Origin of the sequence: Leclercia sp. TB492 (assembly GCF_049974505.2) — a bacterium.
Classification (GTDB): domain Bacteria; phylum Pseudomonadota; class Gammaproteobacteria; order Enterobacterales; family Enterobacteriaceae; genus Enterobacter; species Enterobacter adecarboxylatus_C.
Genome location: NZ_CM127572.1, coordinates 532,275 through 546,960 on the forward strand (window position 1 = coordinate 532,275; position 14,686 = coordinate 546,960).

Annotated in this window: 17 protein-coding genes and 1 pseudogene; 11 read left to right on the forward strand and 7 right to left on the reverse strand. The window is 58.0% G+C overall.

The features are described from left to right. Positions 1 to 9: 9 nt before the first annotated feature. The gene (locus tag ACP4QI_RS02480) at positions 10 to 195 is read right to left on the reverse strand and encodes a DUF2767 domain-containing protein (protein WP_142488072.1); all 186 of its coding nucleotides are present in this window, start codon (positions 193 to 195) and stop codon (positions 10 to 12) included. 211 nt (positions 196 to 406) lie between these two features. Here ACP4QI_RS02480 and ACP4QI_RS02485 point away from each other — a divergent pair, with 211 nt between their 5' ends. From ACP4QI_RS02485 to foxA, 3 genes and pseudogenes are all read left to right on the forward strand, one after another. Further along, positions 407 to 640, forward strand: coding sequence for a DUF2171 domain-containing protein (locus ACP4QI_RS02485; RefSeq protein WP_106995659.1), 234 nt, complete (start codon positions 407 to 409; stop codon positions 638 to 640). Positions 641 to 787: 147 nt separating this feature from the next. Beyond that, entirely contained in the window at positions 788 to 1,768 is a 981-nt protein-coding gene (locus tag ACP4QI_RS02490) for a helix-turn-helix domain-containing protein (RefSeq protein ID WP_142488073.1), read from the forward strand. Between the two features lie 120 nt (positions 1,769 to 1,888). Continuing rightward, a pseudogene (gene foxA, locus ACP4QI_RS02495) lies at positions 1,889 to 3,998 on the forward strand (ferrioxamine B receptor FoxA). A 98-nt stretch (positions 3,999 to 4,096) separates the two neighbouring features. Here the strand turns inward: foxA and ACP4QI_RS02500 are convergent. Next, positions 4,097 to 5,512 carry an aminotransferase-like domain-containing protein gene (locus ACP4QI_RS02500; RefSeq protein WP_285127458.1) on the reverse strand — a complete coding sequence of 472 codons (1,416 nt, stop codon included), beginning with the start codon at positions 5,510 to 5,512 and terminating at the stop codon, positions 4,097 to 4,099. 176 nt (positions 5,513 to 5,688) lie between these two features. Here ACP4QI_RS02500 and ACP4QI_RS02505 point away from each other — a divergent pair, with 176 nt between their 5' ends. After that, positions 5,689 to 5,850: a DUF1127 domain-containing protein gene (locus tag ACP4QI_RS02505; protein ID WP_426495482.1), complete on the forward strand. Its 162-nt coding sequence runs from the start codon at positions 5,689 to 5,691 to the stop codon at positions 5,848 to 5,850. A gap of 90 nt (positions 5,851 to 5,940) precedes the next feature. Here the strand turns inward: ACP4QI_RS02505 and ACP4QI_RS02510 are convergent, their stop codons facing one another. Both ACP4QI_RS02510 and pdxR read right to left on the reverse strand, forming a co-directional pair. After that, the gene (locus ACP4QI_RS02510) at positions 5,941 to 6,195 is read right to left on the reverse strand and encodes a DUF4282 domain-containing protein (protein ID WP_142488077.1); all 255 of its coding nucleotides are present in this window, start codon (positions 6,193 to 6,195) and stop codon (positions 5,941 to 5,943) included. A gap of 115 nt (positions 6,196 to 6,310) precedes the next feature. Continuing rightward, positions 6,311 to 7,702: a MocR-like pyridoxine biosynthesis transcription factor PdxR gene (gene pdxR / locus ACP4QI_RS02515; RefSeq protein WP_426495483.1), complete on the reverse strand. Its 1,392-nt coding sequence runs from the start codon at positions 7,700 to 7,702 to the stop codon at positions 6,311 to 6,313. Between the two features lie 100 nt (positions 7,703 to 7,802). Between pdxR and ACP4QI_RS02520 the strand changes: the two genes are divergently transcribed. Then, positions 7,803 to 8,282 (forward strand): carboxymuconolactone decarboxylase family protein, encoded by a 480-nt coding sequence (locus ACP4QI_RS02520; protein WP_142488079.1) that lies wholly within the window; start codon positions 7,803 to 7,805, stop codon positions 8,280 to 8,282. Here ACP4QI_RS02520 and ACP4QI_RS02525 read toward each other — a convergent pair. Next, entirely contained in the window at positions 8,269 to 9,171 is a 903-nt protein-coding gene (locus ACP4QI_RS02525) for a LysR family transcriptional regulator (protein WP_426495484.1), read from the reverse strand. The two genes, ACP4QI_RS02520 and ACP4QI_RS02525, sit on opposite strands and share 14 nt — an antisense overlap. Positions 9,172 to 9,271: 100 nt before the next feature. Between ACP4QI_RS02525 and ACP4QI_RS02530 the strand changes: the two genes are divergently transcribed. After that, complete coding sequence (locus ACP4QI_RS02530) at positions 9,272 to 10,687, forward strand: aldehyde dehydrogenase family protein (protein ID WP_426495485.1); 1,416 nt, start codon at positions 9,272 to 9,274, stop codon at positions 10,685 to 10,687. Positions 10,688 to 10,775: 88 nt separating this feature from the next. Here ACP4QI_RS02530 and ACP4QI_RS02535 read toward each other — a convergent pair whose 3' ends face one another. Both ACP4QI_RS02535 and ACP4QI_RS02540 read right to left on the reverse strand, forming a co-directional pair. Continuing rightward, positions 10,776 to 11,297 (reverse strand): GNAT family N-acetyltransferase, encoded by a 522-nt coding sequence (locus tag ACP4QI_RS02535; protein WP_426495486.1) that lies wholly within the window; start codon positions 11,295 to 11,297, stop codon positions 10,776 to 10,778. A 3-nt stretch (positions 11,298 to 11,300) separates the two neighbouring features. Beyond that, the gene (locus ACP4QI_RS02540) at positions 11,301 to 11,570 is read right to left on the reverse strand and encodes a type II toxin-antitoxin system TacA family antitoxin (RefSeq protein WP_142488082.1); all 270 of its coding nucleotides are present in this window, start codon (positions 11,568 to 11,570) and stop codon (positions 11,301 to 11,303) included. A 162-nt stretch (positions 11,571 to 11,732) separates the two neighbouring features. Here ACP4QI_RS02540 and ACP4QI_RS02545 point away from each other — a divergent pair, with 162 nt between their 5' ends. From ACP4QI_RS02545 to ACP4QI_RS02565, 5 genes are all read left to right on the forward strand, one after another. Further along, positions 11,733 to 12,056: an antibiotic biosynthesis monooxygenase family protein gene (locus ACP4QI_RS02545; protein WP_426495487.1), complete on the forward strand. Its 324-nt coding sequence runs from the start codon at positions 11,733 to 11,735 to the stop codon at positions 12,054 to 12,056. Continuing rightward, positions 12,049 to 12,444 (forward strand): amino acid-binding protein, encoded by a 396-nt coding sequence (locus ACP4QI_RS02550; protein ID WP_142488084.1) that lies wholly within the window; start codon positions 12,049 to 12,051, stop codon positions 12,442 to 12,444. Before ACP4QI_RS02545 ends, ACP4QI_RS02550 begins: the two co-directional genes overlap by 8 nt. Continuing rightward, positions 12,419 to 13,114, forward strand: a complete 696-nt coding sequence (locus tag ACP4QI_RS02555) for an ArsR/SmtB family transcription factor (protein ID WP_426495488.1) — start codon at positions 12,419 to 12,421, stop codon at positions 13,112 to 13,114. Before ACP4QI_RS02550 ends, ACP4QI_RS02555 begins: the two co-directional genes overlap by 26 nt. A 295-nt stretch (positions 13,115 to 13,409) precedes the next feature. Next, positions 13,410 to 13,799, forward strand: coding sequence for a hypothetical protein (locus tag ACP4QI_RS02560; RefSeq protein WP_142488086.1), 390 nt, complete (start codon positions 13,410 to 13,412; stop codon positions 13,797 to 13,799). Between the two features lie 307 nt (positions 13,800 to 14,106). Continuing rightward, complete coding sequence (locus tag ACP4QI_RS02565; protein ID WP_426495489.1) at positions 14,107 to 14,670, forward strand: helix-turn-helix domain-containing protein; 564 nt, start codon at positions 14,107 to 14,109, stop codon at positions 14,668 to 14,670. The last annotated feature ends 16 nt before the right edge of the window (positions 14,671 to 14,686 follow it).

The window sequence follows — 14,686 nt, forward strand, 5'->3', positions numbered from 1 at the left end:
CCGTCATCTTTACGCCGCGAGGATGTGACAGGCTTTCCAGTAATCAAGAAGGCGCTCGTCATTAGGTTCGCGCTCGGCTTTACTTTTCATGGCCCGTGCCAGATTCTCTCTCGACACCTCCTGGCCTTTTTGTACAACATCTAAAACCGCTTCACCAAGAGCCAGGGATATTTCGGTACGATTGGCTTCTACCATATATGCCTCCGTGTTGAGTGCGTAAATTTAATTATGTAACACAGTAACGGGAACGGAATATTTCTCGGCACATTCTTATATATTTAATATAACCTCCAGGCCGCTGCGTAAATAATGTTTCGAAATGCTAATGAAGCGGTAAATAACGGATTTATGGTCTACAGTTAGTTTCGTATCACAACGCTCAAACACATGATGAGGAGAATTAACCATGGTAAACAAGAGTGAAATCAAGGAACATGCTCCGGTTGTTGCAAGCTGCGGTCACCATGTCGGCACGGTTGACCATCTTGACGGCGAGCGTATTAAGCTGGCAAAAAACGATTCCGAATCTGGCGGCAAACACCATTATATCCCGCTGGAATGGGTCGATAAAATTGACGGCAATAAAGTGGTGCTGAATAAAAATCATGAAGAGACGTTTGCCAGCTGGCAAGAGGCGTAATTCTCTGACGATCCACATTATTAATATTTGGCTCTGGCGTTTCGCCGGAGCTTAATATTGATGCTAAGGCGGCAATTTTACCTGCATTGCCGCCGCGCTAAAGGAGTGATACTGTTTTATTTTTAATAGCTTCCTCCAGGCGCAGGCATGTCCAACACAAGGCTCCATAATCCGACCGCTGCAACGAAAAAAACCTTTTCCGTGGCAGACTTTAAGGTATTTGGCGAGCGCTACGGCATTGACTACCGCTTTCCCCTGCTGACCGATACCTGTGCCAACACCAGCCCCGTGCTGCACGGTGATGTCGAAGAGATGACCCTCCCGTCCGGCATTTCGTTAACCCATTCCGACGTGCGCGTGCTGCAACCCTATGAAACCACCTCCCGTCACAGCAGCCCTTTGTACGTGCTGGTGGTGCTGGAAGGCTGTGTGACCCTGACCCTCAGCGGCGAAGTTTACGCGGTACGGCCCGGGATGGCGTTCAGCGCCAGGCTGAGCGAGCAGCAGGCGATGTCTGCCCGTCATGACGCCGATATCGCCCTGAAAACCCTCTCCTTTGGCGTTTACCCCGACGATGCCCGCCGCGAAAGCCTGCTCGCCTCCCTGCTGGATCAGTGGGAAAAGCTCAACGCGCCCACCTTTGTCTGGCAGGTGCCGGATTTTGTGCTGGCCGGTATTCAGCATGCCCGACAGCGCGAGCGAAGCAGCCTGTCGCGCCAGCTGTTGCTGGAAGGGGTGATGTATCAGCTGCTGGGCCATGGCCTGCACCTGCGGGAGCAGCAGGGCACGGCGCTGGCGGGCGCGTCCGGCGGGGAGCACGCCCGGCTGGAGCAGATCCGCCATCTGCTGGCACAGGCTCCGGAGCAGGACTACACCCTCGCCCAGCTGGCGGCCCGGGCGGCGATGAGCCCCAGCAGCCTGCGGAGCAAGTTTCGCCAGGCCTACGGCTGCACGGTGTTCGACTACCTGCGCGACTGCCGTCTCGGACTGGCGCGCCGCTATCTGCTGGAAGGCCACAGCGTACAGCAGGCGGCGTGGATGTCGGGCTATCAGCACGCCACCAACTTCGCCACCGCATTTCGTCGTCGCTACGGCGTCTGCCCCGGCGCTGTGCGCAGCGACCGTTAATCCGCTTTTCCCCGATCGCCAACGCCATTTGTGCGGTTTGGCATTGCGCATACGTACTCTGGCGGCGCGCATAGCTATCTTCGAAATGAAAAAGGTAATAATTCTTATTAACAATTAGAAATGCCTTTGGAGATTTTTCATGTTCGCTAAAACGCGGCTGGCACTGCTGGTGGGATGGGTTACCGGGAGCGTCGCGCTCCCCCTGATGGCGCAGGAGACGCCGAAAACCGAAACCGTTGTTGTCACCTCGCAGATGCAGAGCGGTGCCACCAAGCTGGCGACCCCGGATATCGAAACCCCGCAGGCGGTGTCGATCGTCACCCGCGAGCAGTTTGAAGAGCAGGGCGCCACCAGCGTTCGCCAGGCGGTGAGCTACACCCCGGGCGTCTACAGCAATCAGATTGGCGCCTCAAACCGCTTCGACTATATCGTGCTGCGCGGCTTCTCCGACGGCAGCCTGGATAACGTCTATCTCGACGGCCTGAAGATGATGGGCGACACCAACTCCCACAGCTCGCTGGTGGTTGACCCCTGGTTCCTGGAAAATATAGAAGTGGTGCGCGGCCCGGCCTCGGTGCTGTATGGCCGTTCCTCACCGGGCGGGATCGTGGCGCTCACCTCGCGTAAACCCTCGTTCGATCCGGGCGGCGAGATCAAGCTGTTCGCGGGGAATAACGATCAGCGCGGGGCGATGTTTGACGTTACCGGCGCGCTGGACGACAACGACCGCGTGGCGGCCCGTCTGAGCGGTATGACCCGCTATGCCGACTCCCAGTTTGATCCCCTGAAGGAAGAGCGTTACGCCCTGATGCCGAGCCTGACCTGGCGCATCACCGACAACACCCGTCTGGATCTGATGGCCTATCTGCACCGCGATCCCGAGGGCGGCAGCCACTCCGGCCTGCCGTACGACGGCACCGTGGTCCCGCACGATGGCAAGACGATCTCCAACACCTTCTTCGAAGGTGAGGACGATTACGACAAGTACGATCGCCGCGAGGAGATGGTCGGCTACAACATCGAGCACATGTTCGACAGCGGCTGGTCGGTGCGCCAGAAGCTGCGCTATCTGCATACCAAAGTGGAGCTGAATCAGGTCTATGCCGCCGGCTGGCTGAACGAAACCGAGCTTAACCGCGGCTACTCCGGCTCCGACGAGAAGATGGATGCCATCACCCTCGATAACCAGATCGACGGCAGCTTCGATACCTGGGCGGTGAACCATCGGGTGCTGATCGGCCTCGATTATCAGGATCGCAGCAACAATACCACCGGCTACTACGGCGGCTTCCCGCCGATCGACGCTTTCCACCCGGTGTACGGCGCGAAGCCGGACTACATCACCATGTACAGCCAGGAGAAGCACAAGCTGCGGCAGACCGGCTACTACCTGCAGGATCAACTCTCGCTGGACAACTGGCGTCTGACCCTGGGCGGGCGCTACGACCAGGTGAGCGTCTCGAATATCGACAAGCTCAACGATACCCGCAGCGATCTGGACAAGAACAACTTCAGCAGCCGCGCGGCGCTGTTGTACCTGTTTGATAACGGCATCGCGCCGTACGTCAGCTACTCCACCGCCTTTACGCCGACCAGCTTTGCCGATGCCAACGGCGATCTGCTGGATCCGATGGAAGGCAAGCAGTGGGAAGCAGGGGTGAAGTTTGAGCCGGAAGGGATGAACAGCCAGTTCAGCGCCTCGGTGTTCCGCATCAACCAGAAAAATATCGCCACCAAAGAGGAGCCGACCGATCCGTACCGCTCTATCGGTGAGATCGAATCTGAAGGGGTGGAGCTGGAAGCGGTGGGGCAGCTGACCGACAGCCTGCGCCTGCAGGCGGCCTATACCTATACCGACATCCGCTACAAGAAGAGCAGCCCGGAGGAAGAGGGCAAGCGTGCGGTCTATGCACCGCGCAATATGGCCAGCGGCTGGCTCAGCTATGACGTCAAAACCGGGCCGCTCGACGGCCTGACGGTGGGCTCCGGCGTGCGTTACGTCAACGGCGTGACCAGCGATCGCATGAACACCCACACGCTGCCGTCCTACACGCTGGTGGATCTGGCGGTAGGCTATGACCTGTCGAAGGTGGGGCTGACCGGAGTGAGCGCCCAGCTGAACGTCAACAACCTGACGGACGAAAGCTACGTGGCGGCCTGTAACTCACTCTCATACTGCTACTTTGGTGCCGAACGCAGCATTGTTGGCAGCGTGTCGTGGAAGTTCTGAGTCGTTAGCATTGCCCGGTGGCGCTACGCTTACCGGGCCTACGGGACTATCCCCTCTCCCCTTTGGGGAGAGGGTCAGGGTGAGGGGAAGAGACCGCACTACGCCTCCATCGCAATATGAATCGCCTCGCCCATCTTCTTCAACGCCTCGCGATTCTTCTCATTCGGCGGTAACGCCACGTTGATCCGCAGGCAGTTACGATACTTCCCTGACGCCGAAAACAGCGACCCCGCCGCGGCCTGGATCTTCAGGCGACTCAGCTGCTTGCTGACGCACACCATATCCACCTTCTCCGGCAGCTCCACCCACAGCAGGAAACTGCCCTGCGGGCGCGTGACGCAGATCTCCGCCGGGAAATACTGCCGCACCCAGCAGGTGTAACGCTCCATATTCTGCTGATAAATCTGGCGCATACGCCGCACGTGGCGATGGTAGTGTCCGTCGCGGATAAACGCCGCCACCGCCATCTGCGTGCCGGGCACGTTAAACCCGCCCGCGGCATATTTCATGTGCATCACCCGGTCGTAATACCGCCCCGGCACAATCCAGCCGACGCGCAGCCCGGGGGCCACGGTTTTGGTAAAGGAGCTGCACAGCAGCACGCGACCGTCGATATCAAAGGAGTGGATGGTGCGCGGGCGCGGGTACTCCGCCGCCAGCTCGCCGTAAATATCATCCTCCACGATGACGATATCGTGGCGCTGGGCAAGGGCCAGCACCTGGCGTTTGCGCGCCTCCGGCATGATAAACCCGAGCGGGTTATTGCAGTTGGGCACCAGGATCACCGCTTTGATCGGCCACTGCTCGAGCGCCAGCTCCAGGGCTTCAATGCTGATCCCGGTTTGCGGATCGGTGGGGATCTCGATCGCCTTGATGTTAAACCCGCGCAGCATCTGCATGGTGCCGTGGAACGACGGCGACTCTACCGCCACGATATCCCCCGGCTGGCACACTGAAAGCAGCGCCAGCGACAGCGCCCCGTGGCAGCCATTGGTGATCACAATTTCGTTCGCCGCCACCGTCGAGCCGCCGTCCAGCAGCAGGCGGGCGATCTGCTCGCGCAGCTCCTGCCGCCCCTCCAGCACGTCGTAACTTAGCATCTCCCCGGGATGGTGCTGGGCAATGCGGCTCATCTCGCGCCACAGCGGCTTCAGGCTCGGCTGGTTCAGATCCGGCGAGCCGCCGCCAAAGGAGATCATCTCCTTATCGGCGCGGGCATCGAGGAGCATCATCACCTCATCCCACTGGGTCACCTCCACCGGACGCTGCACCGGGCGGGTCATCGCCGGGACGGGCGGCTGCGCTTTGCGCGAGGAGACGAAGTAGCCGGAGCGCGGCTGGGGGGTGATCAGCTGTAAATTTTCGAGGATCTGATAGGCCTGCTGGATGGTGCTGATGCTGACGCCGTGCTCCTGACTCAGCGCGCGCACCGAGGGTAAACGCTCCCCGCTGCGATACAGTCCTTGTTCAATGCGTTGTGCCAGGAGATTGGCCAGATGTTGGTAGCGCGTCATGCTGTATCCTTGGTTGTCACCATACAGATCTAAAAACCAGTACAGATTGCGGTGAAAAACGGCATTCAGATACTGTTTTAGCGGATCTGTATGTTAAACAAAAGTTGTTTTTGAATCTGTATTGCAGGCCCCGATTACCGTGATGATAACTCCACAGACACGATGAGGAGCGCATCATGGAATTTTACGAAAACCGGGCCAAACGGCCGTTTGCGGTGTTTATCTGGATCGGGCGGGCAGTGAAAAAGTGGTATCGCGTTAAACGCACGCGCCGCATTCTGAGCCAGATGAGCGATGAGCAGCTCAAGGATGTCGGGCTGTCGCGATTTGATATGTAAGGTATTGCCCGGTGGCGCTGCGCTTACCGGGCCTGGAAGGGCACGAACCGTAGGCCGGGTAAGGCGTAGCCGCCACCCGGCATAAAGGCCTCACTCTACGGTGGATTTCCCGGTGTTTTCCGCAATGCGGCGCAGATATTCGTTATTTTTAAACGCTACCATGATCAGCTCGAACATCACGCGGGTGCCGATCAGGCTGAACACCATGCCGAAAAATCCGGCGAACAGATGCTCGGTAAACATGGAGTAGAGCCCGCCGATGAAGATAAACAGCATGGCGATCCAGTAGAAAAAGACCAGCACGCGCGGCGTTAACAGATAGTCGAATCCCAGTAGTGATTTCATTTTTTCTTGTCCTTAGAAGTTTTATTTTGCGCGTTGATTATAAAGGCAGTGGCGGTAATTCATACCTTAATGATTATCCGGAAACGGCTTTTTGTGGTGCAAAATCAGGGAGTTGTTATTTCAGAAGATCGCAGGTTTGGCTTTTTGGCCGCGTGAGTAGCGCAACGGCTTCTTCATAGCTGCGCACGTTGTTATACCCCATCACCAGCCCGTAACGTTTATCCGACCCGCTGTACCATGCCGACAGGGCATTCACCTGCAACTGCTGCTGTTGCCAGCAGTGGGCGATCGCCTGGTCGCAGCTGCCTTTAGTTAGAAACGCCACGATATGCATCCCGCCATCGTTCTGCTCGGTGAAGAATCGATCCCCGTAGACCTCGTGCAGGGCGGCAATCATCCAGTCGCGGCGCTGCTGATAGAGGGCGCGCATCTTTTTCAGATGGCGGAAGAAGTGGCCCTCGTTGAGGAAGGCGGTGAGGATCTTTTGCGTCAGCACCGGCTGACCGCTGGCAAGCAGATCGGCGCAATCGTTGAAGGCCGATACCGTGCTGGCGGGCATCACCACGTAGCCGAGGCGCAGGGACGGCATCACGGTTTTGCTGAAGGTGCCCATGTAGATCACCCGATCCTGACGATCGAGGCTTTTCAGTGACGGCAGCACCTTGCGGGTGTAGTGAAACTCGCCGTCGTAGTCATCCTCGATGATCCAGGCATCGTTCTGCCCGGCCCAGTCGAGCAGCTGCTGTCTACGGGGCAGCGACAGCGTGACCGCCAGCGGGCTCTGGTGCGACGGGGTAACGATAACGAACCGGGCGTCGGGGTGGTGGCGCAGCAGATACCCGGTGTCCATGCCTGAACGATCCACCGGCACGGTGTGCAGGCGCGGCACGATCCGCCGGAGCAGCTGCTGGCCCATAAAATAGCCCGGATCTTCAAACACTACCTTGTCGTTGCGGCTGGCGAGGGTATCGAGGATCAATCGCAGGCTGCCGCTGTAGCCGCTGGTGATCAGCACCTGCTCTGGCGTGCAGGACAAGCCGCGCGAAATGTTGAGGTAGCTGGCGATCGCCTGGCGCAGGGGAGGCCACCCCATCACCGGCGGGTTGAGCATCTCCTCCTGGCGCATGGCGCGCACCGCATGGCCCGCCAGCAGCAGCCATTTCTTATACGGGAAGCTGTCCAGCGCCGGGATGCCGGGGCGCAAAAAGCCCGCCCGTTCCCGCTGGCTGACCAGCGATTCCGGCAGCTGGCCGGTAAGCGGATCGTCGGGCGGCGGGGGCGTGACGGGAAGAGTGAGGTCCGGGTTAACCCGCGTGCCGCGCGCGCCCTGGCTCACCAGATAGCCCTCGCCGGTCAGAATGGCGTAGGCGGTTTCAACCGTTTTGCGTGCCACCTTAAGCTCTTCCGCCAGCACGCGGATGGCGGGCACCTTGTCGCCGGGCTTGAGGACGCCGCGGGTGATGTTGTCCCGATAGCGGGTATAAATTTCATGATAGCCCGGCTTCATGTCCTACCTCGTTTCGCGCTTTTTGTATCTTTTTACTATGTCATGAACGGCGTAAATTTGCCCCATCGCATTTCATATGCCGCACACCCGGAGAAAGACAATGAGCACTCGCGTTAACCACCATAAAGCCACACCTGCCCTCGCTAAAGCGCTGTCCGACCTGAGCATGGCGGTGAGCCAGACCTCCATCGACCCGGCGCTGAAGCACCTGATCGACATCCGCGTCTCCCAGCTCAACGGCTGCACCTTCTGTCTGGATATGCATTCGAAAGAGGCCAAAATTGCCGGCGAGCGCGAGCTGCGCCTGTACCATCTGACCGCATGGCGCGAGTCACCCCTGTTCAGCGCCCGTGAAAAAGCGGCCCTGGCCTTCACCGAAGCCCTGACCCAGATCGGCCCCCACGGCGTCAGCGACGTGCTGTACCGCAGCGTGGCGGAACACTATTCGGAGATTGAGATCTCCGAGCTGAACTTTGCGATCGTGGCGATCAACGCCTGGAACCGTCTGGGGATCACTTCCCGTATGGAACCCGGCGCGCTGGATGGCGCCTACGGCCTGAACAAAGCTAACCTCGAGTAAGACCGCGCTCACGGATCATCGCCACCAGCGCCCGCAGCCCCGGCGGGACGTGGCGATGGCCGGGGTAGTAGAGGCGCAGCCCGGCAAAGGGCTGCGACCACTCGTCCAGCACGCTCACCAGCTCCCCGCTTTGCAGCTCCTGCTGAATATAGAGTTCCGGCAAAAATCCCACGCCCAGCCCGGCCTTCACCGCCCGGATCGAGGCAAAGAGATCCGAGGTGGCAAAACGCGGCGGCACCGCCAGGGCGATCTGCTCCCCGCGTCGCGCCAGCTCCCAGCGATAAATTCCCCCGTGGGCCATCCGCATGCCGATCCCCTGGTGATGCAGCAGATCGTCCGGGGTTTGCGGGGTGCCGTAGCGGGCAAAATAGTCCGGCGTGGCGGTGACGAGCTGACGAATGTCGGGGGTGAGCGGCACGGCGATCATGTCCTGCGGCACCGACTCCGCAAGGCGCACCCCGGCGTCGTAACCTTCCGCCACGATATCGATCATCCGCGCTTCACTCACCGCCTCGACGCGCATTTTCGGGTAGCGGATCATGTAGTCGATCAGCAGCGCATCCAGGAACAGCGTGCCGACGTTATTGGGAACGTTCAGACGCAGGGTGCCGGCAGGCTCGTCGATGTCGCTGTGGATCTCTTCGTCTGCCTGTCGAATTTCCTGCAACGCCGGGCCGATGCGTGCCACATAGCGCTGCCCGGCGTCGGTGAGCCCAACGCTGCGGGTGGTGCGGTTAAACAGGCGCGTTTGCAGGCGGGATTCCAGCCCGGCAACGGCGTTGCTCACGGCGGTGGCCGACATTCCCAGCTCTTGGGCGGCGGCGCGAAAGCTGCCGCGACGCACCACGGCCATCACCACTTCCAGCTCGGTCAGTCCTGAACGGTGCATAGATTATCCTGAAAATCGAAACAACCTTTGCAGCATAGCGTGGATTATCGTAACGGAGAAGGCGTGCCAGACTGGGTGCATCCAGCCTGAGGAGGTTTATATGCATCACATCGAACAGATTTATATCAACGGCGAATTTGTTACCCCACACGGCACCGAACGTTTTGATCTCTTTAACCCGGCGACGGCCCGGGTGATGGGCCAGCTGCGTCTGGCCGATGCAGTGGATGCCGAACGCGCCATTGCCGCCGCAAAAGCCGCTTTTCCGGCGTGGTCGCAAACCCGCAAACAGGAACGCATTGCCGCGCTACAGCGGATGCAGGCTGCCGTGGCGGCCCGGCACGACGATCTGCTGGAGGCGGTGATTGAGGAGTATGGTGCCCCCGCGTCGCGCTCGGCGTGGATGGCGAGCTATCCGGCGGAGGCGATCGGCCAGGCTATCGCGGCGCTGGAGGCGTTTGAATTCGTGATGACGGCCGGGGCGGCCCGGGTAGAGATGACGCCGCTCGGCGTCGCCGGGCTCATCACCCCGTGGAACAGCGATGCGGGCTTTATCTGCGGTAAACTGGCGGCAGCGCTGGCCGCAGGCTGCACGGCGGTGATCAAGCCCAGCGAGATGAGCGCCCTGCAGACGCAGATCGTGACCGAGGCGTTGCACGCCGCCGACCTGCCGCCGGGGGTGTTTAACATCGTCACCGGGCGCGGCGACACGGTGGGGGAGACCATCAGCCGTCACCCTCTTGTTGCGAAAATCTCGTTTACCGGTTCAACGCAGACCGGCAAAGCGATCCTGCGTAACGCGGCGGAGAACTTTACCCGCGTCACCCTGGAGCTGGGCGGCAAATCCCCGACCCTGATCCTCGACGATGCCGATATCAAACAGGCCGTTCCGCTGGCGGTGCAGGCCGGGCTGATGAACAGCGGGCAGGCGTGTGTGGCCGGTACGCGCATTCTGGTGCCGCAGTCGCGGAAAGCGGAATTCGACCAGGCGCTGGCTCAGGCCATCGCAGCGGTGAAGTCCGGCGATCCGCGCGACAGCGCCACCGGGGTCGGCCCGATGGTGAGCGAGAAACAGTGGCAGCGGGTGCAGGGGTATATCCAGCGAGGGCTGGCAGAGGGCGCGCGCCTGCTGGCGGGCGGAGAAGGGCGGCCGGAAGGCACCCGGGACGGCTGGTTTGTCCGCCCGACGCTGTTTACCGACGTGCACAATCAGATGACCATCGCCCGGGATGAAATCTTCGGTCCGGTGCTGTGTGTGATTGCTTATCGCGACGAGGCCGAAGCCATCGCCATTGCCAACGACACCGACTACGGCCTGAGCGCGCTGGTGCTGGGCGGCGATGTGGCTCGTGCTCGCCGCGTGGCGGCGCAGATCCAGTCCGGTCGCGTGCTGGTGAATACCCTCGCCCATGAGCCTCAAGCCCCCTTTGGTGGGTTCAAACACTCCGGCATGGGGCGCGAGATGGGGACATGGGGGATCAGCGCGTTTATGGAACCGAAGTCGATCCTCGGCTAAAACATCGCCCGGCGGCGCAGGCTTGCCGGGCCTACAGTTAGTGCCTTTCCAGGCCGGGTAAGCGCAGCGCCACCCGGCAATTCGCGGTTTATTCGGCAAACAGCTTTTCAATGGATTTTGTGGGATAAAAAAGAGCATCGGCGTTGCTACCCGTTAAAGGAATAAAGCCGAGCGTCAGATAAAAATCTTTCGCCTTATCGTTGAGCGCATCCACAAACATGCCGTGAATGCCCACAGCCTGCGACGCCAGCCAGACCACTTTCATGGCATGTGTCACCAGCGTCATCCCCCAGCCCTGACCCTGCAGATCCTGGTGTATTGCGAGGCGCCCTAACGTGACGCTGGGTACATTGACATAGGGCACTTTGCGCTGCTGCGTTTTTGATGGCAGGGTCTCTTTCTCAAAGCAACTGCCGGACAACGTATAGTAGCCCAGCACTTTAGGCGTAGGGTCATCGGTGACGAGAAGATAAGCGCCTAACAAGCGCCCAACGTGCTGGCGTGCAAGATGCTTACACAGAAAACGGTTGAGGGTATCTTCCCCGCAGTTGAAGCCTGTTAAATCATAGTGAGTCGTTTGCGAAAACATCCTTATCGTCAGATTAGCCACGTCTTACTCCATGTTTTGCAGACGTCTTGCTGCGCGTTTCAGCCTCTCATTGGGCTCTGGCGGGTTGTCGAGTGCATCCATAACGCGTTTCCACGAATCTTCATTAAGGATCAGGCGGCGATGCTGCTCAATGACTTCGGCAGCCCGTTCCGAGGCACTGTTAACCATAAACTGGGTGATTGTCTGGTTAGTCATCGCCGCAGCTTCTTCGATCAGATCTTTGTCTTCGTCAGTTAACCTGAGGTCGATGCGCTGTTTTTTCAGTGCTGGCATTTTTACTCCGGGGTTATCTTTATGTACGGATAGATTCCGTACGCGAACTATAAAACTGAACAGGATTTTTTTCAATCCGGGCGATAACATTTCGCTCTTCACCGAAGCATCACGTTTTTCTTTCCTGCATCCTCTCCTTAACCCCACAACGGAGAGATCCTCATGATTGCAGTCCTGTTTGAAGCCAGAGCGCAACCCGCGCATCAGGCGCGTTACCTGCAGCTGGCCGCCGAGCTAAAACCGCTGCTGGCGGATATCGACGGCTTTATCGATATCGAACGTTTCCAGAGCCTGACCAACGACGGCAAAATCCTCTCCCTCTCCTGGTGGCGGGATGAGGAAGCGATCCTGAAGTGGAAGCAAAACGTCTTTCACCAGGCCGCGCAGGCCGAAGGGCGGGCGTCGATCTTTGCCTCTTACCGGATTCGCGTGGCGCAGGTAGTGCGGGATTACGCCTCAGAGACCGGAGGACACGCCGATGTATGACGTTCATGTGATTTTCAACACTGTGCCGGGCGAACTGGCGCGCTTTGGTCAGCTGCTGGGGCGCAACGGCGTGGGGCTAGAGGGCGGGGGCGTCTTTGGCGTGGAGGCGCATTTTCTGGTGGAGGAGGGCGAAAAAGCCCGGCGCGTGCTGCTCGACGGCGGTTTTAACGTGCAGGCGGTGCGAAAACCGCTGATCCGAAAGCTGAAACAGGAGCGCCCCGGCGAGCTGGGAGAGATTGCCGCCGCGCTGGCTGCGCAGGGGGTGTCCATCCTGACCCAGTACAGCGATCATGCGAACCACCTTATTCTGCTGACGGATAATGATAAGCTGGCCGCAGAGATCACCGGGCCGTGGGTTGCCAATGCTAAAGACCAGTTTACCTCCTGATAACAGCGCCACGCTGGAGCTGGCCGTGGCTGCGGTCGCCGCGGCGATGGCCGACCCGTCACGGGTAAAAATGCTCTGCGCCCTGATGGACCGACGGGCGTGGACCGCCACCGAACTCAGCGCCGTGGCGGATGTGGCGCCTTCTACCGCCAGCGGGCATCTCACCCGTCTGCTGGAGGGGAGGCTGATAACCTGTCTTTCTCAGGGGCGGCATCGCTACTACCGGCTGGCGGGGCATGACGTTGCGGCGCTGGTGGAGCAGATGATGGGGCTGTCGTGGGGGCGGATCACGCCGCCGGAGACGACCGCGCCGGAATCGATGCGTCACGCTCGCACCTGCTACGACCATCTGGCGGGCACGGTCGCGGTGAAGATATATGATTTTATGCAGGCGGCAGGCTGGCTGGCGGCGGACGGATCGGCCCTCACTCTGAGCGGGCGCGAGGCGTTCCTCTCCCTGGGGATCGCGCTTAATGCCAATACGCGGCGTAAAGCCTGCTGCGCCTGTCTGGACTGGAGCGAGCGCCGCTTCCATCTGGGCGGTGAGGCGGGCGCGGCGCTGCTGGTTCATATGGACACCAAAGGCTGGATCCAGCGGGTAGCGGGGTTTCGCGACGTGAGCGTGACCCCGTCCGGCCAGCGTGCCATCGATCGGCATTTTAGCCGCTGAGGAAACGCCCGGCGGCGCAAGCTTGCCGGGCCTGCAAAAATACCGACCGCATGACCCGCAGGCCAGGCAAGAAAACATCAACCATTTCTACAGTTATTTATTCATCTGAATTATATATAAAATAAAAATCATTTCTTATCTAAATAAATAAATCTTGAGAATTGTCTCATGTCAAAGTTTATAATTTTTGCGCTTGCCAAAAATAGCCCGGCATGAAAAATTAGCCGATGCTGTTATCAGTTCACCATTCGAATGCTTATAAGATGTAATTTATTAACAGGGAAGGGAATATATTGTGTCTAAAATAAAAAGTTACGCCGAAAGCGTATTGTTCCAGAGTATTATTTCATTATCGAATACGGCCTGTACACCCGGCAGCCTTGCCTGTCTGTCAGAAAATTATATTTCACGTCTCGGCCATAACGATGTCCCCCTTACGCTGCGCAAGGCGCTTAAGGATGTTAAAGCCCTTCTGGCTGTCCTTATCGAAACAAGTAACGGTAATACAGTCGCTTATGCACCAGGCGTGAACGGGCATCAGTGTCTGTTGACTCAGATTACGGAGCTGTATACCGACGTGGTGGCCTGGAATGCGGTTGAACAGTACATTTCGGCGTCACAGTTTCTCTTATTTTCTGACGCGAATAATGGAACTCAGAATCCTTCGCATAGCGTGATCAATTAATATTCTTTCCTCTATAAAAAGAGAGCTGCATCCTCGGGTATGCGGCTCTCTTTTTTATTGGAAAAGTCTTAACAGACAGATAGCCCTCTGTAATTCCAGCATAACATTCCCCAGAAATAGGCTTTTTTGTAAGGGAAGGCACGAATTGCCGCGAAGCGCTTAAGACTATTCCTATAATCATCGGGAAAAGTGTTAATTGAAAATTATTACATTCTCGATGATTATGAATGAATCCACAGTGATGCCAGGGATATAGACGATGATTATAGTATTAACATCCTGTAGATATTTTCAGCAGGGCTTTGCCATGCTGGCCGATCAGCTTATGAACGACTCACCGTCGTTTCAACGGGTGCTTTATCTGGATGATATTAACGACGCGACAAAAGACGATCTGGTCCGGACAAAAGCCATTGTGGTGGATTATGGTCAATCCGACATCAACGTTCTGAATGCCCTGCTGGAGGTCAAAAATCGTTACCAGCAGAGCTATTTTATTTTTATCACCCGCGATGTCTGCTACGAAAGCACGATTGATAATATTTTAATTAACACCATCGCTGATTACACCATCGACTGTAAAAGTGCTGTACGCCAGCTACGCACCTGCCTTGCACACTTTGCGCTGGAAGATCAGCCGGTGACTATTTTTAAAAATGTTCGCTGGCATCATCTTGAAAAACAACAACCTTTAACCAAAATGGAGACGATGCTGCTGCCTTATATTGTGTCGGGAAAAAAGAATAAAGAGATTACGCGCTACCTGGATGTGACCGGAAAAACCGTCAGCCATCATCGACGCAATATTTATCGTAAGTTTGCCGTGACCAGTCTGACCGGGTTGTATAAGAAATTTGATGAACGTGTTTGATGCTGTAAGGGACCTG

Excerpts from the sequence above, each read along its gene's own strand:
- ACP4QI_RS02480 (WP_142488072.1), bottom strand. The coding sequence starts at position 195 with ATGGTAGAAGCCAATCGTACCGAAATATCCCTGGCTCTTGGTGAAGCG.
- ACP4QI_RS02485 (WP_106995659.1), top strand. The coding sequence starts at position 407 with ATGGTAAACAAGAGTGAAATCAAGGAACATGCTCCGGTTGTTGCAAGC.
- ACP4QI_RS02490 (WP_142488073.1), top strand. The coding sequence starts at position 788 with ATGTCCAACACAAGGCTCCATAATCCGACCGCTGCAACGAAAAAAACC.
- ACP4QI_RS02500 (WP_285127458.1), bottom strand. The coding sequence starts at position 5,512 with ATGACGCGCTACCAACATCTGGCCAATCTCCTGGCACAACGCATTGAA.
- ACP4QI_RS02505 (WP_426495482.1), top strand. The coding sequence starts at position 5,689 with ATGGAATTTTACGAAAACCGGGCCAAACGGCCGTTTGCGGTGTTTATC.
- ACP4QI_RS02510 (WP_142488077.1), bottom strand. The coding sequence starts at position 6,195 with ATGAAATCACTACTGGGATTCGACTATCTGTTAACGCCGCGCGTGCTG.
- pdxR (WP_426495483.1), bottom strand. The coding sequence starts at position 7,702 with ATGAAGCCGGGCTATCATGAAATTTATACCCGCTATCGGGACAACATC.
- ACP4QI_RS02520 (WP_142488079.1), top strand. The coding sequence starts at position 7,803 with ATGAGCACTCGCGTTAACCACCATAAAGCCACACCTGCCCTCGCTAAA.
- ACP4QI_RS02525 (WP_426495484.1), bottom strand. The coding sequence starts at position 9,171 with ATGCACCGTTCAGGACTGACCGAGCTGGAAGTGGTGATGGCCGTGGTG.
- ACP4QI_RS02530 (WP_426495485.1), top strand. The coding sequence starts at position 9,272 with ATGCATCACATCGAACAGATTTATATCAACGGCGAATTTGTTACCCCA.
- ACP4QI_RS02540 (WP_142488082.1), bottom strand. The coding sequence starts at position 11,570 with ATGCCAGCACTGAAAAAACAGCGCATCGACCTCAGGTTAACTGACGAA.
- ACP4QI_RS02545 (WP_426495487.1), top strand. The coding sequence starts at position 11,733 with ATGATTGCAGTCCTGTTTGAAGCCAGAGCGCAACCCGCGCATCAGGCG.
- ACP4QI_RS02550 (WP_142488084.1), top strand. The coding sequence starts at position 12,049 with ATGTATGACGTTCATGTGATTTTCAACACTGTGCCGGGCGAACTGGCG.
- ACP4QI_RS02555 (WP_426495488.1), top strand. The coding sequence starts at position 12,419 with ATGCTAAAGACCAGTTTACCTCCTGATAACAGCGCCACGCTGGAGCTG.
- ACP4QI_RS02565 (WP_426495489.1), top strand. The coding sequence starts at position 14,107 with ATGCTGGCCGATCAGCTTATGAACGACTCACCGTCGTTTCAACGGGTG.